The 24,738-nt window shown below is 65.4% G+C and carries 19 protein-coding genes; 8 read left to right on the top strand and 11 right to left on the bottom strand.

The genetic code is table 11. The annotated features are described in order from the left end of the window. The first annotated feature begins 50 nt into the window (after positions 1–50). The 6 genes from C8C99_RS00360 (at position 51) to C8C99_RS00335 (ending at position 7,217) form a co-directional block, all read left to right on the top strand. Complete coding sequence (locus tag C8C99_RS00360; RefSeq protein WP_056638905.1) at positions 51–1,679, top strand: peptide chain release factor 3; 1,629 nt, start codon at positions 51–53, stop codon at positions 1,677–1,679. Positions 1,680–1,683: 4 nt separating this feature from the next. Further along, positions 1,684–3,057 (top strand): hypothetical protein, encoded by a 1,374-nt coding sequence (locus C8C99_RS00355; RefSeq protein ID WP_108624588.1) that lies wholly within the window; start codon positions 1,684–1,686, stop codon positions 3,055–3,057. A 35-nt stretch (positions 3,058–3,092) separates the two neighbouring features. Further along, positions 3,093–3,443, top strand: a complete 351-nt coding sequence (locus tag C8C99_RS00350; protein ID WP_056638912.1) for a hypothetical protein — start codon at positions 3,093–3,095, stop codon at positions 3,441–3,443. Next, positions 3,440–4,438, top strand: coding sequence for a glycosyltransferase family 2 protein (locus C8C99_RS00345; protein WP_056638915.1), 999 nt, complete (start codon positions 3,440–3,442; stop codon positions 4,436–4,438). The genes C8C99_RS00350 and C8C99_RS00345 overlap by 4 nt, the downstream gene beginning before the upstream one ends. Positions 4,439–4,518: 80 nt before the next feature. Beyond that, on the top strand, positions 4,519–6,357 hold the full coding sequence (locus tag C8C99_RS00340; protein ID WP_056638920.1) for a beta-galactosidase: 1,839 nt from the start codon (positions 4,519–4,521) through the stop codon (positions 6,355–6,357). Between the two features lie 50 nt (positions 6,358–6,407). Continuing rightward, entirely contained in the window at positions 6,408–7,217 is an 810-nt protein-coding gene (locus tag C8C99_RS00335; protein WP_108624587.1) for an HAD-IIB family hydrolase, read from the top strand. Between the two features lie 180 nt (positions 7,218–7,397). Here the strand turns inward: C8C99_RS00335 and C8C99_RS00330 are convergent, their stop codons facing one another. The 5 genes from C8C99_RS00330 to C8C99_RS00310 all read right to left on the bottom strand — a co-directional run bounded on the left by C8C99_RS00330 (position 7,398) and on the right by C8C99_RS00310 (position 11,979). Beyond that, positions 7,398–8,639, bottom strand: a complete 1,242-nt coding sequence (locus tag C8C99_RS00330; protein WP_108624586.1) for an ROK family transcriptional regulator — start codon at positions 8,637–8,639, stop codon at positions 7,398–7,400. A 13-nt stretch (positions 8,640–8,652) separates the two neighbouring features. Next, complete coding sequence (locus tag C8C99_RS00325; protein ID WP_108624585.1) at positions 8,653–9,105, bottom strand: RbsD/FucU family protein; 453 nt, start codon at positions 9,103–9,105, stop codon at positions 8,653–8,655. Positions 9,106–9,115: 10 nt separating this feature from the next. Then, a complete protein-coding gene (locus tag C8C99_RS00320; RefSeq protein WP_108624584.1) occupies positions 9,116–9,922 on the bottom strand; it encodes an ATP-binding cassette domain-containing protein in 807 nt (268 codons plus the stop codon). A gap of 2 nt (positions 9,923–9,924) precedes the next feature. Beyond that, entirely contained in the window at positions 9,925–10,884 is a 960-nt protein-coding gene (locus C8C99_RS00315; RefSeq protein WP_108624583.1) for an ABC transporter permease, read from the bottom strand. An 81-nt stretch (positions 10,885–10,965) separates the two neighbouring features. After that, positions 10,966–11,979 carry a sugar ABC transporter substrate-binding protein gene (locus C8C99_RS00310; protein ID WP_108624582.1) on the bottom strand — a complete coding sequence of 338 codons (1,014 nt, stop codon included), beginning with the start codon at positions 11,977–11,979 and terminating at the stop codon, positions 10,966–10,968. A gap of 136 nt (positions 11,980–12,115) precedes the next feature. Here C8C99_RS00310 and C8C99_RS00305 point away from each other — a divergent pair, with 136 nt between their 5' ends. Beyond that, complete coding sequence (locus C8C99_RS00305) at positions 12,116–13,183, top strand: PfkB family carbohydrate kinase (RefSeq protein WP_108624581.1); 1,068 nt, start codon at positions 12,116–12,118, stop codon at positions 13,181–13,183. A 3-nt stretch (positions 13,184–13,186) separates the two neighbouring features. On the opposite strand, the gene C8C99_RS00300 is transcribed toward C8C99_RS00305, so the two are convergent. From C8C99_RS00300 to C8C99_RS00290, 3 genes are all read right to left on the bottom strand, one after another. Further along, positions 13,187–14,680, bottom strand: a complete 1,494-nt coding sequence (locus C8C99_RS00300; RefSeq protein WP_108624580.1) for an NYN domain-containing protein — start codon at positions 14,678–14,680, stop codon at positions 13,187–13,189. A gap of 72 nt (positions 14,681–14,752) precedes the next feature. Beyond that, positions 14,753–15,715: a tripartite tricarboxylate transporter substrate binding protein gene (locus C8C99_RS00295; RefSeq protein WP_108624579.1), complete on the bottom strand. Its 963-nt coding sequence runs from the start codon at positions 15,713–15,715 to the stop codon at positions 14,753–14,755. 140 nt (positions 15,716–15,855) lie between these two features. Continuing rightward, positions 15,856–16,287, bottom strand: a complete 432-nt coding sequence (locus C8C99_RS00290) for an Lrp/AsnC family transcriptional regulator (protein ID WP_015015737.1) — start codon at positions 16,285–16,287, stop codon at positions 15,856–15,858. A gap of 126 nt (positions 16,288–16,413) precedes the next feature. Here C8C99_RS00290 and ctlX point away from each other — a divergent pair, with 126 nt between their 5' ends. Further along, positions 16,414–17,352, top strand: a complete 939-nt coding sequence (ctlX, locus tag C8C99_RS00285) for a citrulline utilization hydrolase CtlX (RefSeq protein WP_108624578.1) — start codon at positions 16,414–16,416, stop codon at positions 17,350–17,352. A 74-nt stretch (positions 17,353–17,426) separates the two neighbouring features. On the opposite strand, the gene C8C99_RS00280 is transcribed toward ctlX, so the two are convergent. The 3 genes from C8C99_RS00280 to uvrA all read right to left on the bottom strand — a co-directional run bounded on the left by C8C99_RS00280 (position 17,427) and on the right by uvrA (position 24,572). Next, a complete protein-coding gene (locus tag C8C99_RS00280) occupies positions 17,427–17,780 on the bottom strand; it encodes a hypothetical protein (protein WP_108624577.1) in 354 nt (117 codons plus the stop codon). Positions 17,781–17,992: 212 nt separating this feature from the next. Beyond that, positions 17,993–18,499, bottom strand: coding sequence for a hypothetical protein (locus C8C99_RS00275; protein WP_056638953.1), 507 nt, complete (start codon positions 18,497–18,499; stop codon positions 17,993–17,995). 199 nt (positions 18,500–18,698) lie between these two features. Next, positions 18,699–24,572 carry an excinuclease ABC subunit UvrA gene (uvrA, locus tag C8C99_RS00270; RefSeq protein WP_108624576.1) on the bottom strand — a complete coding sequence of 1,958 codons (5,874 nt, stop codon included), beginning with the start codon at positions 24,570–24,572 and terminating at the stop codon, positions 18,699–18,701. Between the last annotated feature and the right edge of the window lie 166 nt (positions 24,573–24,738).

Below are 24,738 nucleotides of genomic sequence, written 5' to 3'. Positions count from 1 at the left end.
GATTCTTGTGCAGGGCACGCTGCCCCGCCCCATCCCATTCAGGAACCCCTGTGTCCTACGCCCCAGAAACCCGGCGCCGCCGCACCTTTGCCATCATTTCCCACCCCGACGCCGGTAAAACGACGCTGACGGAAAAGCTGCTGCTGTTCTCGGGCGCCATCCAGATCGCCGGCGCCGTCAAGGGCCGCAAGGCCAGCCGCCATGCCACGTCCGACTGGATGGAAATCGAAAAGCAGCGCGGCATCTCGGTCGCCAGTTCGGTCATGCAGATGCTGTACCGTGACCACGTGATCAACCTGCTCGACACACCCGGCCACAAGGACTTCTCGGAAGACACCTACCGCGTGCTCACCGCCGTCGATTCCGCCCTGATGGTGATCGACGCGGCCAATGGCGTGGAAGCGCAGACGCGCCGCCTGATCGAGGTCTGCCGCCAGCGCGATACACCCATCATCACCTTCGTCAACAAGATGGACCGCGAAGTGCGCGACCCGCTGGACATCATGGACGAGGTCGAGCGCGAGCTGGGCATGCCCTGCTGCCCCATGACCTGGCCCGTGGGCCAGGGCAAGAGCTTCGGCGGCATCATCAACCTGCGCACCAAGACCATGACGGTGTTCGAGTCCGGCAGCGAGCGCCGCCCGCAGGACTTCGAGGCCATCCCGCTGTCTGACGTAGACACACTGCGCGCGCGCTTCGGCGCCGAGTTCGACGCAGCCATGGACAGCATGGAGCTGGCCACCGGCGCCTCCCCCGCCTGGGACCACGAGGCCTTCCTGGCTGGCAAGCTAACCCCCGTGTTTTTCGGCTCCGGCGTGAACAACTTCGGGGTGATGGAAGTGCTGGACGCCCTGGTGGACATGGCCCCGCCGCCCGGCCCGCGCGTGAGCACGCTGGAAGTGAACAAGCAGCCCGTGGTCAAGACCATCCAGCCCGAGGACGAAGGTTTCTCCGGCGTGGTGTTCAAGGTGCAGGCCAACATGGACGCCAACCACCGCGACCGCATCGCCTTCGTGCGCGTGGCTTCGGGCAAGTACATGCCGGGGATGAAACTCAAGGTGCAACGCACCGCCAAGGAGCTGCGCCCCACCTCGGTCGTCACCTTCATGTCCCAGCGCCGCGAGGCGGTCGAAGAAGCCTACGCGGGCGACATCATCGGCTTTACCACCCACGGCGGTGTGCAGCTGGGCGACACCATCACCGACGGCGCCAGCCTGCAGTTCACCGGCCTGCCCTTCTTCGCGCCCGAAATGTTCATGACCGTGGTTCTCAAGAACCCGCTGCGCACCAAGCAGCTCCAGCAGGGCCTGGCCCAGCTGGGCGAGGAAGGCGCGATCCAGGTCTTCAAGCCCGATGCCGGCGGCAATATGCTGCTGGGCGCCGTGGGCCAGCTGCAGTTTGAAGTGGTACAGCACCGCCTGAAGGCCGAGTACGACGCCGACGTGCGCCTGGAAGGCTGCCAGTACACCGGCGCGCGCTGGATCACTGCGGACAACGCGGCCGACCTGCGCGCCTTCACCGACGCCTACCCGCTGCGCCTGGCGCACGATGCGGCGGACACGCTGGCGTATCTGTGCACGTCACCGTATGACGTGCGGCTGGCGCAGGAGCGGTTTCCCAAGATCCATTTCCATCCGCTGCGGGAGCATGCGGGGTTGGCGCTCGGCAATGCCAATTGAGCCAATGAGCGGCGATAACACAACCTGGGGCTCGCAATTGCCCTTCCCTTGGCGACCATTCGTCTCGTTCGCCAGCATGCTGGCGTTAATATATGGCAGCTGGCTACTGGCATTCTGGCCTGGAGTGCTCGGCGAAGACAGCCTTGCTGTCCTGCTCGAGATCGAACATCCAGCGAACCAGCATTCCGGCAAACCAGCACTGTGGTATTGGTTTGTAAGGCTTTGCTATGAAGGCACGCGCCGGGTTGAGGTACCGATTGCCATCCTGATGGGACTGGCGGTGCTTGTGTTTTCACGGATTCTGGCTTGGTACTGGCAGCAGGGCTTACGCAAGAGCTGTGTAGCGCTTCTGTTACTCGTCTGTGCCACTCCGCATATGGTGTATTTCGCAGGCACCCTGTACCCGGACGGATACTACGCCATAGCAGTCGCCGGCTTGCTGTTCGAGTTGTGGCTGGCCGTGAAGACAGGCCGAATGAGCACGGCAGGACTGCTGGTCACCGCGGCCACCCTGCCGTTTGCCGCGTTCGCAAGGCCCAACGGCATCATCTTCTTGGCCCCGGTAGCGATTGCACTGCTGTGGGTCGACCGACGCAGCCGAGTGTGGATTGCAGTCATCCTACTGACATCCATCGGCCTGAACATTGTGGCTACCCAAACGCGCCGCGACATCCCCAGCCACGGGGTGCTCTTTCCATTGGCCATCTTCGAGACAGCCAATTTCCTTCAACCCCGTCCCATGAATCTTTGGACGAGCAAGCCCCGCGTGCTCCCCGATACGGTACAACTGCTGCAACGGCGAGGGATTTATGACCAAGTAGTGCGGTACTACGACCCCGACTATTGGGACCCGCTCGTTTTCAACCCACAGGGTCCACGCGTGATGGGCCTGCCCAAGGAGGACCGCAAGGCACTGGTCCGGCAGTTCCTGACCTACAACATTTGGCACAACATTCCAAGGTTTGCGGGCAGTCGGCTGAATGTGATGTTGACGTCGGCCTTTGCGCAAGGCGGCCTCCCTGCGCATAGCTATGCAGTGCATGTACTGGCGCAACTCAAAGCTAAGTCCCTTTTCAGGCTGCACGACTGGGGGACTGCCGAGACTTGGCTTTTTCGTGCATATGAGTGCTCTTACGAATGGAGGTGGCTTTTGTGGACGCCTTTCGTGGGCATAGCGCTGACCCTGTGGGCACTGGTTGCAGGCTGGCGTCGGCGTGAACGCGCCCTATTGCTCGTTGGCGTCCCCATGGGTATCCAGCTTGGCGCCATCACGCTGTTCTCGATTGCAGGGGAATATCGGTACTTGCTACCTTTTTTTACAATGCCGCTTGTGCTGATTCCAGCGTTTCTCGGGATAGGCTCAAATACTGACTCTTAGCGCAAGGCAGCAGCGTGCTGGCTTGCTGCCCAACAATGCAGCTCACTACTATTTTTGCGACCCTCACCTGTGTCCTCGGTATATCGTTGGGGCAATTGCTGTTTAAAAAAGCCGCCTTGAGCCTCCCCGCTTCGCCTAGCTGGTATGACTGGGCGTCGAATGTCTGGCTCTTAGTTGCCCTAGCTCTATATGCATTAACAACGTTCGGCTGGGTCTGGGTCTTACGCATTGCACCGCTATCGCTGGCCTATCCTTTCATGGGTCTGGCCTTTATAGTCGTGCCACTGCTTGCGCGCTTGTGGTTAGGTGAGGCCGTCACGTTGCAGACCCTGGCAGGCGGCGCACTGATTCTCTTGGGCGTGGCGCTCGCAGCGAAATCTGCATGATGCCGCTCATAACACCCCAGGCGGGACAGATCGCGGTCGCCATCCCCTGCTACAAGGTCACCCAGCACGTACTGGATGTGATCAACGCCATCGGCCCGGAGGTGGAAGCCATCTACGCTGTGGACGACGCCTGCCCCGATGGTAGCGGCCGCTTCATCGAAGAGCACAACCGCGATCCACGGGTACGTGTGCTCTACAACCCGCAAAACCGCGGTGTGGGTGGAGCCATCGTCACCGCCTACAAGGCAGCCATTGCTGATGGCATGGACATCGTGGTGAAGATCGACGGCGATGGCCAGATGAACCCTGCGCTTCTGCCGCATTTCGTGCGCCCACTGCTGCGAGGAGAGGCCGACTACACCAAGGGCAACCGTTTCTTCCGGCCAGAATCGATACAAGGTATGCCGCCGGTGCGGCTGTTCGGCAATGCGGTGCTGTCCTTTCTGACCAAGCTCAGCTGCGGCTACTGGAACATCATGGATCCGACCAACGGATACACAGCCGCGCGCACCTGCGTGCTGTCGGAGCTGCCACTGGACAAGCTGGAACAGCGCTATTTCTTCGAAACAGACATGCTGTTTCGCCTGAACACGGTGCGTGCCGTGGTCAAGGACGTGCCCATGGACGCGGTGTATGCCGACGAGCAGTCTCATCTTCAGGTTGGCAAGGTTCTCCCCGAATTCTTGCGCAAACATGCGTCACGGCTGTGGCGACGATATGTCTATAGCTACTTGGTGCGGGACTTCAACGTCGGCACGCTTTACAGCATCTTTGGAACGCTGCTTGTGCTGGCGGGTTCTGCTTTTGGCGCATGGCATTGGATTGCCAGCGCCAGCACCAGCCATCCAGCAACCAGCGGCACCGTCATGCTTGCCGCACTGCCCGTTTTTATCGGCATACAGTGCCTGATTGCTTTTTTGCACTACGACGTGAGCAACTTACCGACCGATCCATTGAGCCTGTCGCTGGAAGACGTCTCCACGCCCCCCCGTTGACAACCCCGCCGTACCGGCGTCGATCATGCGACGACGGGTTGCACAATCCCCTCCCATCATCCCTGCGCCACGCGCCGTTCATGCATCTCTTCCTGTTCAAGAACGTGAGATGCGCCAGTTTGGCGCTGATGGCTGCCATGGCCCTCAACGCGAGTGCGCAGGGCTCCCGCCCGCCCTTCGTCATTGCACCGACCGTCGAGGGCATGTTTCTCTGCGACGAAGCCGTCGCGCAGCCTCAGCTGCGCTCCATCGACGAAGCCTACGCCTATTGCCGGGAACGCAAGCTCGACGGCGCTCCCGCCATTTCCCGGCTGCTGGACAAGCTAGAGCCTGGCGGGCCCCAGGGCGCGGTGCAGGTGGGTTACACCGCCACACTCCAACTGCTGGGGCTGTACCGTTCCACCCCCAAGGGATGGGCCATTGATCCGGCGCGTGTGGATGAATTTCTGGGCGTCATCAGCAAGGTGCAGCGCCCGGTGGTCATCTACTTCTCGGCCGACCACTTCGACTCCATCGGCCCCATCACCGAAGAACTGCGGCGCGATCCCCGCAACCTCATGCAGTTGCGCGACGGCAAACCACTCGAGCTGAACTATTTCGGCTACCGAATCATGCCCTACACCTTGTCGACGGATGTGACCATCCCCGTCAACAAATACCGGCGTGATGCCCTGCACTACGTGGCGCAGCGCATCAGAAAACTGCCCAAGGCAGTACAGAGCCGCGTTGTGGCCTACACCCTGGCGGGCGAACTGCACCACATGTTCCCTGATTTCGAGAGCGGCATGGGTACCTACCAGGACATCCAAGTCACGGACTACAGCCCCGCTTCGGTGGCGGGCTTTCGCCAATGGCTGCGCGCCAGATACCAGACCATCGAACGGTTCAACGCCCAGACGGGGCTGTCGTACGCGTCCTTTGATGCCATCCAAGCGCCTTCAAAGAATATCCGCAAGGAAAAACTCACCTCCTTTGGTGAGCATTACGATGCATTCGCGGACGGCACGCTACCTATTGCCGGTTGGCTTTGGGACCCCAACAAGGCCATTCAACAACTGGACCTGTACGTCGACGGCCGGCTTATCGGCCCTGTTCCCTACGGCCTGAACCGGCTGGACGTGTACCGCGCCGAAACCGCCATCGCCAGCCCGAATACCGGCTTTCGCCATGACTTCGACTACAGCGGCCTGCTTCCAGGCCGACACCGTGCCCAGGTCGTCGCCACATCCGGCACCAGCCGTTACCAACTAGCCGAGGTGGAATTCGTGGTGGTGCCCCGCGACCAAGGGCGGGTGGTATCGACCAGGACGGCAGAACTGCCGTCCCTCAAGAATGCCAAAGCCCTTACTGGCGTGCGCTCGTGGCTTGACCTGCCCAAGCCCCTGCAGGATGTGTACTACAACCCGGTGGCGCGCGACTGGAACAGCTACCGCGAATCGCAGGTGTACGACTTCCTGAGCGATTTCCACCAGTGGGCGCTCAAGGCCGGGCTGCCTGCAGACAAGCTTTATTCCCATCAGATTGTGCCCAACGTCAACTCTTCCTGGAACCCCCAGCTGTTTGCCGCGGGACAGACACTGAACGGCAGTGCGCCGTGGAAACAGGGCTTGAACATGTACGGCGGCGCCACCGACAGCGCGTGGTTGCGCGATTTCATGACACGCAACAAGGTCACCGATTACGGCGTGCCCGAATTCAACCCGCAACAATGGAAAGGGAACGGCGTGCACCTAGCGGCCATGCAGTCCCACTATGACGCGGGCGCCCGCTTCATCAGCCCCTATTACTTCTCAGTGATACCCGATCGCTTCAAGGGCGGAGCCGAACATGGCGTGAACCGCATGGAGCTGAGGCCCGACAACCCGAAGGACGGGTCCGACCGCTTCTACCAGGCCATTACCGAATACGCCAGGAAATGATTCCGGCCCAAGCCCTTGCACTGGATCGCCCTACACCTTCGTTCTCTTTCATGCAGCCGCTGACCCAATGGCCCGCCTTGGCGCGGGCTCCGCTCCAAGGCATCCTCACCGACATCGACGACACCCTCACCACCGAAGGCGCCATCACGTCCGACGCACTCCAGGCGCTGGCAGACCTGAAGGCTGCGGGCCTGGTGGTCATCCCCATCACCGGGCGGCCGATAGGCTGGTGCGAACCGTTCATGGCCGGGCCTGCCGGTTCAACCTGGCCGGTGGACGCCATGGTGGCGGAGAACGGGGCTGTGGCATTTACCCGCGGCTTCGCCTCTCAACCAACGCTGGTGAAGCGCTACCAGCAGGACGCCGCCACGCGCAGTTCCAATCAGGCTCGCATGCGCGAGATCGCTGCCCAGGTGGCGGCCGAAGTTCCAGGCGTCGCCCTGAGCCGCGACAGCGCTGGGCGCGAGACCGACCTGGCTTTTGACTACGCCGAATTCGACCGGCACGCGCCCGAGACCGTGCAGCGGGTGCTGGCCCTGCTACAGCGCGAAGGCATGCAGACCACGGTAAGCAGCATCCACATCCACGGCTGCTTTGGGGACTTCAACAAATGGCAGGGCGCCAATTGGATCGTGCGCGAGCTGCTGGGTCGCGATCTGGCGCAGGATCTGGACCGCTGGGTGTTTGTGGGCGACTCGGGCAATGACCAGGCGATGTTCCAGCACTTCACCCACAGCGTGGGCGTGGCCAACATTGCGCGGTTTGTGCCGCAGCTCACGCACCTGCCGCGTTATGTAACCCAAAGCGAGCGGGGCGCGGGGTTTGCGGAAGTGGCGCGGGCGATTCTGGCGGGACGCTAACGACGAGCAAATCAAGCGGCAGGGTGGGATCGCCACCGCCCCTGGCTGATTGACGCGATGAAGCCAGCCACCCCACGACGGATCACTGTGCGCGCGGCTGCCAGGAAGTCGTTTTGATTGAAAACGCTCGCATGCGCTTGTGAAACATGCCGCAATAGCTATTATTTTAATAGCAAACCATCAGGCCTTGAGGAAGATGTCCGTATCCGGCGCAAAACACGCGTGCAGCGGCAGCAACGCCCCACCCAGAGCCCGTGCGTCCGAGCCCATGGTGCCCAGCTCCAGCCGGGGTGGCTGGTGCAGGCCTTCCCAGTTGTAGTCGGCCAGCGCGTGCCGCGCGCCCTCGCACAGCGCCTGCAGCAGCTCGGGGGCCGCAGCGCCATCGACCACCACGGCATCCAGATCCAAAAAAGCGGTGGCCGAGACGATGCAATGCGCCAAACCCGCAGCCGCGCGCGCGATCCAGCCCCGGCTGTGTTCCAGCCACGGTGCCTGCAGCACGCGCTTGTCGTAGGCGGCCATGGGGTCGAGGCCGTGTTCGCGAAAGCGCTGCTCCAGTTCCCACAGGGAGGCCTGGCTGATGAGCTGCGCGGGCGCCTGGCCCGGCTGGGCGGGTGACAGCGGCAGCGAGGCCACGGCGCCTGCGTTGCCATGCAGGCCCCGGTGCAGGTGTGAGTTGATGACCAGCCCGCCGCCGACAAAGGTGTCCATGAAGAGGTACAAAAAGCTGGAGATGTCACGCCCACGGCCCTGCAGCAGCTCGGCCACGCAGGCGGCGGAGGTGTCTTTGGCAAAACTCACGGGCAGCTCGGTCATCTGCTGCACTTGCTCGGCCAGGTCGATGTTGTTCCAGGCCTCGGACTGCGCTTCGGTGAGCCCCAGCATGCGGTGCCAGCCGCCCAACTGGAACGGCGCAGCCACGCCCACGCCCACCACGCGCGAGCGCAGCGAGCCCAGGCCGTCGAGCAACTGGTTGAGGTGCGTGCGGATGGCGGGCAGCAGCACCTCGATGTCGGGGAAGGCGTAGTCGAGCACGATGCGCTCGCGCACGTGGCCGGTGAAGTCCACCAGCAGCCAATCGGCGCTGCGGCGGCCGATCTTGATGCCGATGGCAAAGGCGCCGTCGGGGTTCAGGCCAATCGGCACCGAGGGCTGGCCCACACGGCCGCGCACGGGCGCTTCGCGGCGCAGCAGCTGGTCTTCGTCGAGCCGGGCGGTGATGAGGCCGATGGTCTGTGCTGTGAGGCCTGTGACGCGTGCCATCTCGGCCTTGGCTAGGCTGCCGTGGGTGCGCAGGGCCTGCAGCACCACGCGCTCGTTGAACTGGCGCAGCCCCACATGGTTGGAGCCGCGCTGGCGCAGCAGCGCGGGGCTGGCGGCGGTGTTGTCAACGGCAGGTGGAGATGCTTCGGTGTCCAGCATGGTGATAAATCGGTCAGGCGTTCAGAGTGTCGCCGATGACGCCCTTGCGCAGCAGGAAGTTGCCCCAGGGCTGCAGCTCGCCCGTCACAACGATCGCATAGGCCTTTTTGACGCGCTCGTAGAACGCAAAACGCTCCACGCCCTCGGCCTGCTCACTGGCCACGCCCTCGCGTGCCAGCACGTCCAGGGTTTCGCGCTGCAGGGCCGATCGGTACGGCACCTCGGTACCGCCCACCTGCATGTAGGCCACGGGGTGGGCCACGTCCTGCGCCAGGGGCAACACGCTGGCCACGGCCTGCACAGCGCGCGCCATGCCAATGCCGGGCAGGCGCAGCACGGGCTTGCCCGCGCCCAGACTCATGGCGGTGAAGTTGGCGTCGGCCAGCACGATCGCGTCGTCGTGGCCCATCTCGGCCAGCACCTTGAGCAGATCGGGGGTCAGCAGGGGGTCGATGTTTTTGAGCATGGAAGTGTGATCAGGCGAGGCAGTCGGCGGGCAGGTCAGACGCGGCCATCGCCCCCGTCATCACGGCCACGGTGTCGCTCATGCTGATCTTTTTCGGGTTGACCACGGCCGCACGCTTGCCCAGGCGGGCGATGTGGATGCGATCGGCAATCTCGAACACATGGGGCATGTTGTGGCTGATGAGGATCACGGGCAGGCCCTTGTCGCGCACGCGGCGGATCAGCTCCAGCACCATGTTGCCCTCCTTCACGCCCAGGGCAGCGGTGGGCTCGTCCATGATGACAACGTGGCGTGCAAACGCTGCCGCACGCGCCACGGCCACGCACTGGCGCTGGCCGCCCGAGAGTGTCTCCACCGCCTGCGTCATGGAGCGGATGCCCACCTTCAGCTCGGCCATGCGGGCCACGCTTTCTTCGAGCATCTTCTTTTTGTCGAGCATGCGCAGGGCGCTGCCCAGCAAGCCAGGGCGGCGCAGTTCGCGTCCGAGGAACAGGTTCTCGGCAATGGTCATGGCCGGGGCCACGGCCAGGTCCTGGTACACGGTTTCGATACCCGCGCGGCGCGCGTCGATGGGGCTCTTGAACTGAATGCGCTGGCCGTCGAGCAGGATCTCGCCGTCGTCCGGCACCGTGGCGCCCGACAGCGCCTTGATGAGGCTGGACTTGCCCGCGCCGTTGTCGCCGATCACGGCCAGGATCTCCCCAGCGCGCAGTTCAAAGTCCGCGCCGTCGAGCGCGGTGACCTGCCCGTAGCGCTTGACCAGGCCCTTGGCCTGCATGACCAGCGGGGCGCTCGTTGTGTGGGTGGAGTTGCTCATGATCAACGCACTCCTTTGCGCGAGAGTTGGTCGGTGGCCACGGCCAGGATCACGAGGATGCCGGTGACCAGGATCTGGTACACCGACGACACGCCCATCAGCGTGAGCCCGTTGCGGAACACGCCCACGATGAGCGCACCCACCAGCGTGCCCAGGATGACGCCGCGCCCGCCAAACAGGCTGGTACCACCCAGCACCACGGCGCTGATGGCGTCCAGGTTCTCGGTCTGGCCCGCATTGGGGTCGCCCGCGCCGGTGCGCGCCACCGACAGCAGCGATGCGATGCCGTAGAACAGGCCCGCCAGCACATACACGCCCAGCAGCACCTTGTCGGTGGCAATGCCGGTGAGGCGCGTGGCCTCGGGGCTGTTGCCCACGGCGTACACATGGCGGCCCGGCGCGGTCTCGCGCAGCGCAAACCAGGTGACGAGGTACAGCACCAGCATGAGCACCGCGCCCCAGACGATGGCGGTCTGGCCCAGCTGGAAGGTGTTGCCCAGCGCTGTCATGCCCGCAGGGATGTCGGTGATGGTCTGCGCGCCCGAGTACAGCTGCGTGGCGGCAAACGCGATGTTGAGCGTGCCCAGCGTGACGATGAAAGGCGGCAGCTTGATCTTGGTGACCAAGAGGCCGTTGACCAGACCAAACAGCATGGTCACCGCCATGCCGCAGGCAATCGCCACGGGGGCCGAGAAGCCGTAGTCCGCCGCCATCTTGGTCATCACGATGCCGCCCAGCGCCATCACCATGCCGCACGACAGATCAATGCCCGCCGTGAGGATGACCAGCGTCTGGCCAATGGCGATGACCGCCACCACCATGACCTGCTGCAGGATGAGCGCGAAGTTCTGCGCCGACAGAAAACGCTCGCTCTGCGTGGCAAAAAACGCGCACGCGAGAATCAGCGCAATAAACGGCCCCAGCGTGGCCAGCGGCGGTAGTTTGGAAGCGGTCGAGGACATGGCGGCTCCGTGCGGGTGGACAAAGGGGACGCTCAGGCAGGCCCGTTGCGGCTTGCCTGGCGCCTATTCAGCAGAGGCGGCTTACTTGGCGCCCCAGCACAGGTCGGTGCCGGTCTTCACATCCTTGCTGTCCACGCCCGCCATGGGCTTGGCAGCGATCAGCGTCACGCCGGTGTCGGTGTAGCCGCTGACCTTCTTGCCGGTCTTGGCGTATTCCACACCAGCCGCCACGCCCATGGCGGCCATGCGCAGCGGGTACTGCTGGCTGGTGGCGGCGATCACGCCCTTGCCCACGTCGGCAATGCCTGCGCAGCCGCCGTCCACCGAGACGATGAGCACGTTCTTCTCCTTGCCTGCGGCCTTGAGCGCGTTGTAGGCACCGGCGGCGGCGGGCTCGTTGATGGTGTAGACGATGTTGATGTCGGGGTTCTTCTGCAGACAGTTTTCCATGCCGGTCTGGCCCTTGGCGCGGTCACCAAAGCTGTCGGCCATGCAGACCACTTCGGCGGGGCGCGACAGCTCATTGCTCTTGGCATCGTTGGCCTGCAGGCCGAAGCCCTTCAAGAAGCCGTTGTGCCGCTGCGCGCCCACGGGGTGGCCGGGGAACAGGTCCAGCGTGGCGATCACGGGCTTCTTGCCCGCAGCAGCGGCCTTCGCGTACTGCCCGATCAGCTCGCCCGCCTTGTAGTTGTCGGTGGCAAACAGCGCGTCCGTCGCTTCCATGGGCTCGGTGGGGCTGTCCAGCGCGATCACCATTACACCCTTGGCCTGCGCCTTCTTGATGGCAGGCACGATGGCCTTGGCATCGCTGGGGGTGATGAGAATGGTCTTGGCGCCGGCGGCGATCAGGTTCTCCATGGCCGTGACCTGGCCCGCGTTGTCGCCATCGGTCTTGCCCGCGGCCGACACCAGCTTGGCGCCCAGCTTCTTGGCCTCGGCCGTGGCGCCCTCTTTCATCTTCACGAAGAAGGGGTTGGTCTCGGTCTTGGTGATGAGACCGATGACGGGCTCGGATGCTTGCGCCTGGGCCAGGCCACAGGCCAGGGCGCCGGTGAGGGCAAGGGCAGAAAGCGCGAAAGCGGGGGTGCGTTGCATGGCGTTGTCTCCGGGTGTTGGGATGGCAGATTCCTGTCGGCCCCGTGCTGCGCGGCTGGCAGGTGAACCACTCTTGTCGGGTGGATGGGATCGAACTATAGTGGCCCACAAGTTAATAAATCAAGTGGATTTACTTATGGTTTTCCCTATCCAGCCCGCCGGTTCTGCCCCCACCTCCAGCGCACCCACCGCATCGCCGCTGCGGGTGGCCACGGCGGGGGAGGCTTTGTTTGACCTGATCGAAGAGCCCGATGGCCGCCTGAAGCCCTGCGCGGGCGGCGCGGTCTACAACCTCACCCGCGCGCTGGGCCTGCAGGGCGTGGGCACGCAGTACCTCAACCCGCTATCGGGCGACATGCTGGGGCGGCAATTGGCGCGTGGCCTGGACGATGCGGGCGTGGCCCTGGCCACCCCTGCGCCAGTGCGTGCGCCCAGTGCGCTGGCCCTGGCCGCGCTGGATGCCGAGGGCAAGGCCAGCTACAGCTTCTACCGCGATGGCGTGGCCGACCGCCAGGTGACGGCAGCGGCGCTGACGGCCGCCTGCGCTGCGTTACCCGACCTGCAGGTGGTGGCCACGGGCTGCCTGGCGTTGGTGGCGCAAGACGCTGCCATCTACCAGCCCTGGCTGGCAGCACAGCGCGCAGCGGGCCGCATGGTGGTGGTCGACGCCAACCTGCGCCTGTCGGCCGTGGACGACGCCGACGCCTACCGCGCCAATGTGATGGCCGCCCTGCAACACGCCCACCTCATCAAGGTGAGCGACGACGACCTGGAAGCGCTGGCCGTGCCGGGCGCCACCGCGCTGGAACGCGCCCACACCCTGCAGCTGCGGACGCAGGCGCAATGGCTGGCCCTGACCCTGGGGCCAGGCGGCGCCTGGCTGCTGCAGCGTGATGGGCTGGCCGTGCATGCGCGCGAGGAGGCGCCAATCACGGTGGTGGACACGGTGGGTGCGGGCGACTGCTTTTTGGCGGGGTTGATCACCGCCCTGCTGGCCGGGCCCGAGCGGGGGGAGGAAGCGCTGGCCCTGCGTGCGGTGGGCATCACGGCGCCCATCACGGAAGCCCGGCTACGCGCCGTGCTGCACCACGCGCTGGCCAGCGCCAGCCACTGTGTGGAGCGGGCGGGTTGCACGCCGCCGCGCTACGAAGAGGTGCGGGACAGGCTGGCGTTGCGGCGCGCGGCCACCGCCGCAGCCCGCTAACGCTTACTCAGCGGGTTTGGTAGCCGGCTTGCGGGCCCGGCTGCGGGGACGGGCAGCGGGCGCCTTGGCGGGCGTGGTGCCTTCTGCCTCGGCGTCAGAGGCCTCTGGCGCGGCACTAGAGGACTCGGCACTTACCGCATCCCCTCCAGCGCGCGCGCTGCGTGCACGGGGCGCGGCTGCCTTGCGGGGGCTGGCGCCGGGCTTTGCGCCATCTCCACTGCGCGCACGGCTGCGGCGAGGGGTGGAGGCCTCCGGGCCATCGGCCTCGGTGGATGCTCCGACTTTCGGCGTGTCCTCACCTTCTTCCACTTCGGAGCGCATTTCTTGCAGCGGGGTAGTGTCGATCACCGGCTCAGGCAGCGCAGCCTCGGGGGCCACGGACTGGCTGAAGTAACGGCTGGCCGGACGCTCAGCGGGAGTATCGACCTGCTCGGACTCAGGGTGTTGATTGCGCTGCGTGGGGCGAGTGTCTACGCGGTCTGCGCGATCCGTACCCTCACCACGGCGCCCTCGGCTGCGGCCCGGCGCGCCCTGCCCTTCTTCGCTGTCAGAACGCAGATCGGGTGCCGTCGCCACCGCATGGAAATCGTGCCGTGTAGCTCCGCTCTGGCCGGTGCGCTCACTGGCCGCCCCTTCAGGCCGTACGGGCGCGGCTGGAGCGCTCGGCCCACCATGGCTGCGGTACACGTACGCACCCGATTTTTCATCGCGCCCAAACTCCAGCAGCCCACGTGCCTGCGCTTCTTCGAGCAGGTTGCCGAAGGTGCGAAAGCCATACCGGCCTTCGCTGAAATCGGGTTTGCGGCGCTTGATGGCCTCCTTGAGCACCGAGGCCCAGATCTTGCCGGTGTCGCCGCGTTCCAGCAGCAGGGCCTCGAAGGTCTCGGCGGCCAGCTCCACGCCCTGGGTGCGGCGTGCGTCCTGGCTTTCCTTGCGGCTGCGTTCTTCTTCGGGGCTGCGGCGGGGCGCGGGCGGCGGGTTGCTGCCAGGGCTCTGGCGGCGGGCCTGGGCACGCTGGTTTTCACGCACCAGGTCGTCGTAAAAGATGAACTCGTCGCAGTTGGCGATCAACAGGTCGGATGTGGACTGCTTCACGCCCACGCCGATGACCTGCTTGTTGTTCTCGCGCAGCTTGGACACGAGCGGAGAGAAGTCCGAGTCACCGCTGATGATGACGAAGGTGTTGACGTGCGACTTGGTGTAGCAAAGGTCCAGCGCGTCCACCACCAGGCGGATGTCGGCCGAATTTTTGCCCGACTGGCGCACGTGTGGGATTTCGATCAGCTCGAAATTCGCCTCGTGCATGGTGGCCTTGAAGCCCTTGTAGCGCTCCCAGTCGCAATAGGCCTTCTTGACCACGATGGAGCCCTTGAGCAGCAGGCGCTCCAGGATGGGCTTGATGTCGAACTTTTCGTACTGAGCATCGCGCACGCCCAGGGCGACGTTTTCAAAGTCGCAGAACAGGGCCATGCTGATGCTGTCGGAGGGGGATGCCATATCGTGTGTGAGTTCCGTTCAATGCTGCGGATCATCACACGGAACGCATTGCCCCCTCCAAAGGGCGTGGCCTCAGGTGGGTTTGGCCAAGCCCAGTTTCTCGACCAGCGCCTTCTCGCGGGTGAAGGTGTCCTGCGCAAACTTCTTGTACGCCGACGTGCTCATGTACATCGGCACCATGTCGTAGCGGGCGAGGGCCGTCTTGTAGCTGTCCTGCTCCATGGCCTGCTTGAAGGCGTCATGCAGGCGCTTGACCACCGCATCGGGCGTGCCCTTGGGGGCGCCAATGCCAAACGGCGAGTTCTGCACCAGGTTCAGGCCCAGCTCCTTGAGCGTGGGCGCATCGGGGAACTTGGCCAGGCGCTCGGCACCCCAGGTGTTGAGCACGCGCAGCTTGCCGGCCTCGACCTGCGGCGCAAAGCCGGTGGAGTCGGCTGCCGCCATGATCTGCCCGCCAAGGATGGACTGCATGAGGTCGGCGCTGCCCTTGTAGGGCACGTGCAGCAGCTCGATGCCCAGCTGCTGCGCGATGAGTTCCATGGTCAGGTGCGGGCTGGTCATGGTGCCGGTGGAGCCGTAGCTCAGCTTGCCCGGGTTGGCCTTGGCCCAGGCTACGAAGTGTGTCCAGGTCTTGAGCGGCGAGTCGGCGGGCACCACCAGGCCAAACGCGTAGCCGGTGACGTTGAGCACGTAGCTGATGTCCTTGACCGGGTCCCAGTTGATCTTGGTGGTGTAAGGCAGGCGGAACACGCCCAGCGGAATCTGCGCCACCGTGTAGCCATCGGCTGGAGAAGTTTGCAGCTGCTGTGCGGGCAATGTGCCGCCTGCACCGGGCTTGTTTTCCACGATCACGGGCTGGCCCAGGATCTTGCTGGCGTTGTCGGCCAGCGACCGCATGGTGATGTCGGTGGGGCCACCGGCCGGGAAGGCGATGACCAGCTTGATGGGCTTGTTGGGAAAGCTCTGGGCCTGTGCCAGGAATGCGGGGGCGACCAGGCTGGCGGCTCCCCATTGGATGATCTGGCGACGTTGCATGGCGGGGCTCCTGAAAAAGCGAAAACACGGACTCGCTATTGGACTGCAGGCCGCGCGGGGAGGGTATGCGGAAACCCCCTAGCCAACGTCACCAAGGCGCCAGCACGCAGCCCTTGAGCCAGTGCATCGCCGGCGCCGCGTCACGCCTTGTAGGTGGACAGCAGGATGCTGGTTTCGGTGTTGGCAATGCCGGGCGTGAGGCGGATGCGGCCCAGGGCTGCGTCAAACGCCTCCAGGCTCTCGGCGCGCACCTCGGCCACGATGTCCCAGCGGCCGTTGGTGGTGTGCAGCGTGCCCACCGTGGGCTCGCCGCGCAGCGCGCGGATCACGGCGGGGGCGGCGTTGCCCTCCACGGCAATGCTCATCCAGGCGCGGATGCGCTGGGGCTCGGAGTCGGGCCGCAGGCGCACGGTGTAGCCGGTGATGACGCCGCTCTCCTCCATCTTGTGCAGGCGGTTTTGCACTGTGCCGCGTGACACGCGCAGCTTTTGCGCCAGCGTGGCGACCGGGGTGCGGGCGTCGGCACGCAGGATGCTGATGATTTCGCGGTCGGTGTCGTCGAGCTTGGTCATAGTGAGTTTCAGAACTGGCAGAAAGGCAATTTCTGCGTCATTTTGACCAGTTCTGAGGCTAGAGGATAGCGAGGGCTGCCAAGAAAATTCCAGGTCGCCCCTCCTCTTTCACAACCCCGCTCCGCCATGCATGCCTCAGTCCAAGCCCCCAGCGCCGTAGTGATGGTGCGCCCGCATCGCTTTCACCCCAACCCCGAAACTGCCGCCGACAACGCCTTTCAGGTGCGCACCGCGCAGCACGCTATGAGCGAAACCTCACGCCGCGCATTGGCCGAGGTCACGGCCGCGGCAGAGCGCCTTGAGGACGCGGGTGTGCGCGTGCACCTGTTCGACGACCCCGGTGAGCGGGACACGCCCGACGCGGTGTTTCCCAACAACTGGTTCTCCACCCATGCGGGCGGGCATGTGGCCATCTACCCGATGTATGCACCGAACCGCCGGCGCGAGCGGCGCAGCGATGTGATCGAGCTGCTCAAGGCCGAATACCGCGTGCAGGACGTGATCGACTACTCGGGCCTGGAGGCGGACGGCATGTTCTTGGAAGGCACCGGGGCGATGGTGCTCGACCACATCGGTCGCATTGCCTACACCGCGCAATCGAACCGCGCCGACCCCGTGGCCCTGGAGCGCTTTTGCACACACTTCAACTACGAGCCCATGGCCTTTGCCACGGCCGATGCCCAGGGCCACCCGTGCTATCACACCAATGTGATGCTGTGTGTGGGCACTGACTTTGCGCTGGGCGGTTTTCACCTGATCACCGACCCGGCGCGGCGCAACGCCGTGTGCGCGCGGCTGCGCGAAACGGGGCGGGAGCTCATCGAGCTGAGCCCCCACCAGATTGGAGAATTTGCCGGCAACGCGCTGGAGCTGCAGGGTACCCAGGGCCGGGTGCTGGCATTGTCTGCACGGGCAGCGGCCAGCCTCACACCGGCGCAGCGGGCCACCATCGAGCACAGCGCGCGCCTGCTGCCGCTGGCGGTGCCCACCATCGAACAGGCGGGCGGATCGGTGCGCTGCATGCTGGCGGGCGTGCATCTGGCACGGCGCAGCGTGGGGACATGAGAATTTCAGTCAAATCGACCGGTAGCGCCAGTCGGATATACCAAGAAAGCTACTTAATTGATAGCAATACATTCCTACCGACCGTCAGGCGGCATCGCCTGCGCGTCCAGCCGGGCATCGCAGCCAATGCCCGACGCAATCCAGCGCCGCGCCAGTGCCGACATCGCACGCACCGCCCAGGGGTGGGTGATGCCCGTCACCCCGGCTGGGTCGGCCACCATGCCGCACCAATAGCGCTGGTCCGCATTGTCCCAGCGCAGGGCCGCGCATGCGCCCCGGCGGCGGCGCGAGACCAGTACACCCAACGGGCAAGGCTCGGCCAGGCAGCACAGACCACAGCCATTGCAAGGCGCACCTTCTGCCGGCTTGGCGGGCGCTTCGGGGTGGAGCCACACCACGGTGGGTGGGACAGGGGGTTGTGCGGGCATGGGCGGCGGGTGGGGAGTGCGACGCGGCCACAGCGCCGCACTTGCACCGGTGGATTGTGCCGCCAGCGAGCCTCTGCACGCCGAGATCGCGCGGCAGGCGTGCACCCAGCCCGTGCACCATAAAAAAGCCCCCGCCGCACTCGCAGCAGGGGCTGAACTGGCCCCAGGGGCCAGGGAGGGAGACAAGCAGTGAAAGGGTCTGAACCCTGGCGTCAGCAGCCCGAAGGACGGTTCGGACGCATGGGCACAATGCCGCTCACACGCAGCGTGGCGCCGGAACCATCCGAGGCGGTGAGCGTCTTGCCGGTGAAGCGCACCTGGTCGCTCTCGCGCACCACGGCCGTGTCGGCAGGTTCGCCACTGCCGTATTCCTTGCCATCGAACGTCAGGAACACCTGGTGCAGGCTGGTGGCGTCGGGACGATAGCGGATATCGCCGAAGGCCGTGGCAGACGAGCCCACCTTGTTGGCGCCGTCAAAGCGGAAGGTGCACAACTCGGGCACCGAACCGACAGGGTTCTTCTTGTCCACATCGGTGAGGTTGAGCGCGCCGTTGCCGTACACGCCGTTGAGGCCGTCCACGGTCGCATTGCTCACCGTGAGCACGCCGGGCTCGTTGCTGGGCGATGGGTCGTCGTCATTGCCGCCACCGCAGGCCACCAGTAGCACGGAGGTGGCCGCGAGGGCCGTGCAGGTCTTGAGGAATTTGAAAGCGTTCATGGTGAAGGGCGTCCTTGAATATGTGGATGAAAGGTGGGGAGCCGATCCCCTGCAGCCCATCGTAGGAAGCCCATTCCATGCAGCGCGTGCGCCATGTTCAGCGCACTGTGTAGGACAGGGGCCGGCAGGGCTGTGCGCCATCCACCAGGCTGGGCCCAGTACCCTGCCCTCAGCCCCCTCATCACAACGCCCGCACGCCTCAGCGGGCGAGCACCGGCGCGAGCGCCTTGCCCGTGTGCGTGCCAGCCGCCACCACCTCTTCGGGCGTAGCGGCTGCCACGATGCGGCCACCGGCGTTGCCGCCCTCCGGCCCCAGGTCCAGGATCCAGTCGGCCTCGGCAATCACATCCAGGTCGTGCTCGATCACGATCACGCTGTGACCTCCATCGACCAGGCGGTGCAGCACGCGGATGAGCTTGTCCACATCGGCCATGTGCAGGCCCACGGTGGGCTCGTCCAGCACATACAGCGTGTGCGGCGCCTTCTGCCCCCGGCGGCCGACCTCGTCACGCACCTTGGTCAGCTCGGTCACCAGCTTGATGCGCTGCGCCTCGCCGCCGCTGAGCGTGGGCGAGGGCTGGCCCAGCGTGAGGTAGCCCAGGCCCACGTCCTTCAAGAGCTGCAACGGGTGCGCGATGCTAGGCATGGTGGCGAAAAAGTCCACCGCCTCGTCCACCTCCATCTGCAGCACATCGCCAATGCTCTTGCCGCGCCAGGTCACGGCCAGCGTTTCGGGGTTGAAGCGCGCGCCGTGGCAGGTTTCGCAGGGCACCTTCACATCGGGCAGAAAGCTCATCTCGATGGTGCGCACGCCTGCACCTTCGCAGCTGGGGCAGCGGCCTTCGCCGGTGTTGAAGCTGAAGCGCCCGGCCGCATAGCCGCGCGCCTTGGCCTCCAGCGTTTCGGCAAACAGCTTGCGGATGGTGTCCCAGAAGCCGATGTAGGTGGCGGGGCAACTGCGCGGTGTTTTGCCGATGGGCGTCTGGTCCACTTCGAGCACGCGGTCGATGCTTTCGAAGCCAGACAGGCCCGTGCAACCGACCAGTGGTGGCGCCTTGCCTGCGTCCATCGCGTCGCGCCCAGCCTTGGTGCTGCGCTGCTGCACCCAGGCCTGCACGTTGGCGAGCAACACATCACGCGCCAGGGTGGACTTGCCCGAGCCGCTCACGCCTGTCACCGCCACCAGGCGGTGCAGCGGTACCGTGGCGGTCACGTTCTGCAGGTTGTGCAATTGCGCGCCATGCACCGTCAGCCAGCGCATGGCTGCGCGCTCCTTGGCCTCGGTGAGTGCATCGGCCGCCAGCGCTGCGGCCTGGGCGGCGCGCTTCTTCACGGCGGCGCTTTGGCGGCCGGTGGGCGCTGCCGCCTCGGCCTGGGCAAAGGCCGCCGTGGCTTCGGCACTCACCTCGCCCGCCACCATGCTGCGGCGCAGTTGCAGCGGGTGCTTCATCGCATGCAGCAGGTAGCGGCCGGTTTGTGAATCTTCTGCGGCCGTGAGGTCGTTCACCGAGCCTTGCGCCACCAGGCGGCCACCGCGCTTACCGGCGCTCGGGCCAATGTCGATGATGTGGTCGGCGCGGCGGATAGTGTCTTCGTCGTGCTCCACCACCACCAGCGTGTTGCCCTTGTCGCCGAGCTTGTGCAGGGCGTTGAGCAAAATCTGGTTGTCGCGCGCGTGTAGCCCGATGGTGGGCTCGTCCAGCACGTAGCACACGCCCTGCAGGTTGCTGCCCAGCTGCGCGGCCAGGCGAATGCGCTGCGCCTCGCCCCCGCTGAGCGTGGGCGCGCCCCGGTCGAGCGTGAGGTAGCCCAAGCCCACTTCTTCCAGGAATTCAAGGCGGCTCTGGATCTCGGGCACCAGGTCGCGGGCGATGTCGGCCTCGCGGGCTGTCATGCCGCCTTCCACGCGCAAGGTCTCCACCCAGCGGCGCACGTCGGAGACGGACAGCGCAGCGATGTCGGTGATACCCACGCCTGCAAACCGCACAGCGCGGGCCGTGGCGTTCAGGCGCGTGCCGCTGCAGGTGGGGCAGGCCGTGTCGACCAGGTCTTCCACCTCGGGCTCGGCAAAGGTCTGCTCGCGGCCTTTTTCCTTGTCGTCCTGCACCGAGTCGTCAAACACCTTGCGCTGGTCTTTGGTGAGCTTGACGCCCGTGCCCACGCAGTCGGGGCACCAGCCGTGTTTGCTGTTGTATGAAAAAAGGCGCGGGTCCAGCTCGGCATAGCTCGTCGCGCACACGGGGCAGGCGCGCTTGGTGGAGAACGCCTGCAGCGTACCAATGCCCGCCGTGGGCTGGCCGCCCTCCATGGCCTCGCGCAGGCCTGCGATGCCTGAGAGAACATGCACCACGCCCTTGCCGTGCGTGAGCGCATCGGCCAGCGCGATGCGCAGCGCCGCCTCGTGCTCCGGCGACACATCGAGGCTGGCCACGGGCAGCTCGATGGTGTGTTCCTTGAAACGGTCGATGCGCGGGAAATTGGTGGTGGGCAAAAAGTTGCCGTCCACGCGCAGGTGCGTGTAGCCACGCGGGCGGGCCCAGTCGGCCAGCTCGGTGTAGACGCCCTTGCGGTTCATCACCAGCGGCGCGAGCAAGCCGATGTGCTGACCACGGAACTGCGTGAGCAGCTGCGCGGCAATGCTCTCGGGCGTTTGCGGCTGCACGGCGGCGCCGTCTTTGGTGCAGTGCTGCGTGCCGAGCTTGACGTACAGCAGGCGCAAAAAGTGCCACACCTCGGTGGTCGTGCCCACGGTGGACTTGCGCCCGCCGCGCGACAGTCGCTGCTCGATGGCCACGGTGGGCGGGATGCCGTAGACCGCATCCACCTCGGGCCGGCCAGCGGGCTGCACGATGGAACGCGCATAGGCGTTGAGCGATTCGAGGTAGCGCCGCTGGCCTTCGTTGAACAGGATGTCAAACGCCAGCGTGGACTTGCCTGAGCCGCTCACACCCGTCACCACATTGAACTTGCCGCGCGGAATGTCCACGCTCAGGTTCTTGAGGTTGTGCTCCTTGGCGTTGACGATTTCAATGGCGTTTTTGGCCGCAGGCGCTAGATCCATATGCGCAAGGCGCTCTGATTTTCGTAGCGCGGCAGCCTTTTCGTGCACCGAGTGGCCGCCCACGCCCAGCGCCAGTTCGTAGTCGCGCAGTGCCTGCCCGGTGTGCGAGGTGGCGTGGGCCCGCACATCTTCGGGCGTGCCCTCGGCCACGATGAGACCACCGGCGTAGCCGCCTTCCGGCCCCAGGTCGATGAGCCAGTCGCTGGCGCGGATCACGTCCAGGTTGTGCTCGATGACGATGAGCGAGTGCCCCGCATCGATGAGCTTGCGCAGCGCGCGCATGAGCTTGGCGATGTCGTCAAAGTGCAGGCCCGTGGTGGGCTCGTCGAACAGGAACAGCGTGCCTTTGCGCGCCACGGCCTGGCGGGATTTGGCAGCTGTCTTCGCCGCTTCGGCCAGGAAGCCTGCCAGCTTGAGGCGCTGCGCCTCACCGCCGGACAAGGTCGGCACAGGCTGGCCCAGCGCCACATATTCGAGCCCCACATCCACGATGGGCTGCAGCGCGCGGATCACGTCGCGGTCGTTGGCAAACACGGCGGCCGCCTCGGCCACGGTGAGCGCCAGCACGTCGGCCACGTTCAGCGTCTTGCCGCCGCGTTCGATGGTGATCTCCAGGATCTCGGGCCGGTACCGCTTGCCGTCGCAGTCGGGGCAGCGCAGGTACACGTCGCTCAGGAACTGCATCTCCACATGCTCAAAGCCCGAGCCGCCGCAGGTCGGGCAGCGCCCGTCGCCGCTGTTGAAGCTGAACTTGGCAGCGGTGTAGCTGCGCTGCTTGGACAGCGGCGCCACGGCAAACAGTTCGCGGATGCTGTCCCACGCGCCCACGTAGCTCACGGGGTTGGAACGGGCCGTTTTGCCGATGGGAGACTGGTCCACAAACACCACGTCTGACAAATGGTCGGCGCCCAGCATGCGGTCGTGCGCGCCAGGGCTGTCGGTGGCCTTGCCGAAGTGGCGCAGCAGCGCCGGGGCCAACACGTCCTGGATCAGACTCGACTTGCCTGAGCCGCTCACCCCCGTCACCGTGACCAGGCGCTGCAGCGGAAACTCGACCGTCACATCCTGCAGGTTGTGCTCACGCGCGCCCTCCAGGATGAGGCGCGGGGTCGATTCGGTGACCATGCGCTTGAAGCCAAAGCCCACATGCTTGCGGCCGCCCAGATAGGCGCCGGTGAGCGTGTCGGCCTGGCGCAGGTCGGCCGTCGTGCCATCAAAAACAATCTGTCCGCCCAGGCGACCGGGCCCGGGGCCCATGTCGATCATGCGGTCGGCCGCGAGCATGACGGCCGGGTCGTGCTCCACCACCACCAGGGTGTTGCCCGCATCGCGCAGGCGCAGCATGGCCTCGGTGATGCGGTGCATGTCGCGCGGGTGCAGGCCGATGCTGGGCTCGTCCAGCACGAACAGCGTGTTGACCAGGCTGGTGCCCAGGGCCGTGGTGAGATTGATGCGCTGCACCTCGCCGCCACTGAGCGTGCGACTTTGCCGGTCGAGCGTGAGGTAGCCAATGCCCACGTCGCACAGGTATTTGAGGCGCGTGGTGATTTCTTCGTGCAGCAGCTTCAGTGCCTGGGCATCGCCGCCCTTGGCGTCGTCACCCACCGGCAATTGCATGCGGTCAAAAAAACGGCGCAGCCGGTCAATGGGCAGCAGCATCAGGTCGTGCAGACACAGGCCGGGCAAGGCCTCCAGTTGCTCACGCGACCATTGCACGCCCTCGGGCATGAAACGTTTGCCGGGCTCCAGCACCGCATCGGCGTCTTCCTTGCGGCCGATGCGCCAGAGCAGGCTTTCGGTTTTGAGGCGCGCACCCGCGCAGGTGGGGCACGGCGTGTAGCTGCGGTACTTGGACAGCAGCACGCGGATGTGCATCTTGTAAGCCTTGCTTTCGAGGTATTCGAAGAAGCGCTTGATGCCGTACCACTGCTTGCTCCACTGCCCGTCCTTGTAGCCGGGCGCGCCGCCGATGACCCACTTCTTCTGTTCCTCGGTCAGCTTGTACCAGGGGGTGTCGCGCGGGATGCCGGCCGTTTCGGCATGGCGCATGAGATCGTCCTGCGCCTCTTTCCACGCAGGGGTCTGGATGGTCTTGATCGCGCCCGCGCGCAGCGTGAGCTTGTCGTTGGGAATGACCAGGCCGTAGTCCACCCCGATCACGCGGCCAAAGCCCCGGCAGCTGTCGCACGCGCCCACGGCCGAATTGAACGAGAACATCGAGGGGATGGGGTCGCTGTAGCGCAGGTCGCTGTCGGGGCAGTGCAGGCCTGTCGAAAAGCGCCACAGTTCCGGCTCGCCCTCGTCCACCAGGCGGTACACATTCAAGCGCCCCGTGCCGCGCTTAAGGGCCACCTCAATCGCCTCGATCACCCGCGCCTTCTCGGCATTGCCCAGGCGGAAGCGGTCGGCCACCACGTCCAGCACTTTGCGCGGGCCGGTGGGAGTGGCCACCTCGCGCTCGGCCTGCACCTTGGTGAAGCCGCTGGCAGACAGCCACTGCTCGACCTGTTCGGCGGAGGTGCCCCCAGGCAGTTCCACGGGGAATGTCAGCACGATGCGCGGGTCGCCTGCCTCGGCACTGCGACGCTGCAGCTCCGCGTAGATGGTCTCGGGCGAGTCGTGGCGCACAGGCTGCGCGGTCTGCTTGTCAAAGAGCTGGCCCGCACGCGCGAACAGCAGCTTGAGGTGGTCGTTCAGCTCCGTCATCGTGCCCACGGTGGAGCGGCTGGAGCGCACGGGGTTGGTCTGGTCGATGGCAATGGCCGGGGGCACGCCTTCGACCTTGTCCACGGCGGGTTTGTCCATGCGGTCCAGGAACTGGCGCGCGTAGGCGCTGAAGGTCTCCACATACCGGCGCTGACCCTCGGCGTACAGCGTGTCAAACACCAGGCTGGATTTGCCCGAGCCGCTCGGCCCCGTGACCACCGTCAGTTCGCCGGTGCGGATGTCCAGGTCCAGGTTCTTGAGGTTGTGCTGGCGTGCGCCACGGATGCGGATCTGTCCCTGGGTCATGGAGGCGGTCTTTCGGGTGTGAGGCGAAACATTCTAGGGAGACACCGGCGTTTGCTCCTGCGCACGCCAATTACCCCCGGGGCGCGCTGCGGTGCTTTTGACCGTAGACAAAGCAAGGGGAATGGGGCAGCGGCTGGCAAAAAGCGGAGGTTCGGGCCCGCCACAT

It is taken from the genome of Acidovorax sp. 107, from assembly GCF_003058055.1.
Classification (GTDB): Bacteria; Pseudomonadota; Gammaproteobacteria; order Burkholderiales; family Burkholderiaceae_C; genus Acidovorax.
This window is presented reverse-complemented; position numbering and strand designations above follow the sequence as displayed.

Bases quoted from the DNA above. Each gene is read 5' to 3' on its own strand.
- C8C99_RS00355 (WP_108624588.1), top strand. From the start codon at position 1,684: ATGAGCGGCGATAACACAACCTGGGGCTCGCAATTGCCCTTCCCTTGG.
- C8C99_RS00350 (WP_056638912.1), top strand. From the start codon at position 3,093: ATGCAGCTCACTACTATTTTTGCGACCCTCACCTGTGTCCTCGGTATA.
- C8C99_RS00345 (WP_056638915.1), top strand. From the start codon at position 3,440: ATGATGCCGCTCATAACACCCCAGGCGGGACAGATCGCGGTCGCCATC.
- C8C99_RS00340 (WP_056638920.1), top strand. From the start codon at position 4,519: ATGCATCTCTTCCTGTTCAAGAACGTGAGATGCGCCAGTTTGGCGCTG.
- C8C99_RS00335 (WP_108624587.1), top strand. From the start codon at position 6,408: ATGCAGCCGCTGACCCAATGGCCCGCCTTGGCGCGGGCTCCGCTCCAA.
- C8C99_RS00330 (WP_108624586.1), bottom strand. From the start codon at position 8,639: ATGCTGGACACCGAAGCATCTCCACCTGCCGTTGACAACACCGCCGCC.
- C8C99_RS00325 (WP_108624585.1), bottom strand. From the start codon at position 9,105: ATGCTCAAAAACATCGACCCCCTGCTGACCCCCGATCTGCTCAAGGTG.
- C8C99_RS00320 (WP_108624584.1), bottom strand. From the start codon at position 9,922: ATGAGCAACTCCACCCACACAACGAGCGCCCCGCTGGTCATGCAGGCC.
- C8C99_RS00315 (WP_108624583.1), bottom strand. From the start codon at position 10,884: ATGTCCTCGACCGCTTCCAAACTACCGCCGCTGGCCACGCTGGGGCCG.
- C8C99_RS00310 (WP_108624582.1), bottom strand. From the start codon at position 11,979: ATGCAACGCACCCCCGCTTTCGCGCTTTCTGCCCTTGCCCTCACCGGC.
- C8C99_RS00305 (WP_108624581.1), top strand. From the start codon at position 12,116: ATGGTTTTCCCTATCCAGCCCGCCGGTTCTGCCCCCACCTCCAGCGCA.
- C8C99_RS00300 (WP_108624580.1), bottom strand. From the start codon at position 14,680: ATGGCATCCCCCTCCGACAGCATCAGCATGGCCCTGTTCTGCGACTTT.
- C8C99_RS00295 (WP_108624579.1), bottom strand. From the start codon at position 15,715: ATGCAACGTCGCCAGATCATCCAATGGGGAGCCGCCAGCCTGGTCGCC.
- C8C99_RS00290 (WP_015015737.1), bottom strand. From the start codon at position 16,287: ATGACCAAGCTCGACGACACCGACCGCGAAATCATCAGCATCCTGCGT.
- ctlX (WP_108624578.1), top strand. From the start codon at position 16,414: ATGCATGCCTCAGTCCAAGCCCCCAGCGCCGTAGTGATGGTGCGCCCG.
- C8C99_RS00280 (WP_108624577.1), bottom strand. From the start codon at position 17,780: ATGCCCGCACAACCCCCTGTCCCACCCACCGTGGTGTGGCTCCACCCC.
- C8C99_RS00275 (WP_056638953.1), bottom strand. From the start codon at position 18,499: ATGAACGCTTTCAAATTCCTCAAGACCTGCACGGCCCTCGCGGCCACC.
- uvrA (WP_108624576.1), bottom strand. From the start codon at position 24,572: ATGACCCAGGGACAGATCCGCATCCGTGGCGCACGCCAGCACAACCTC.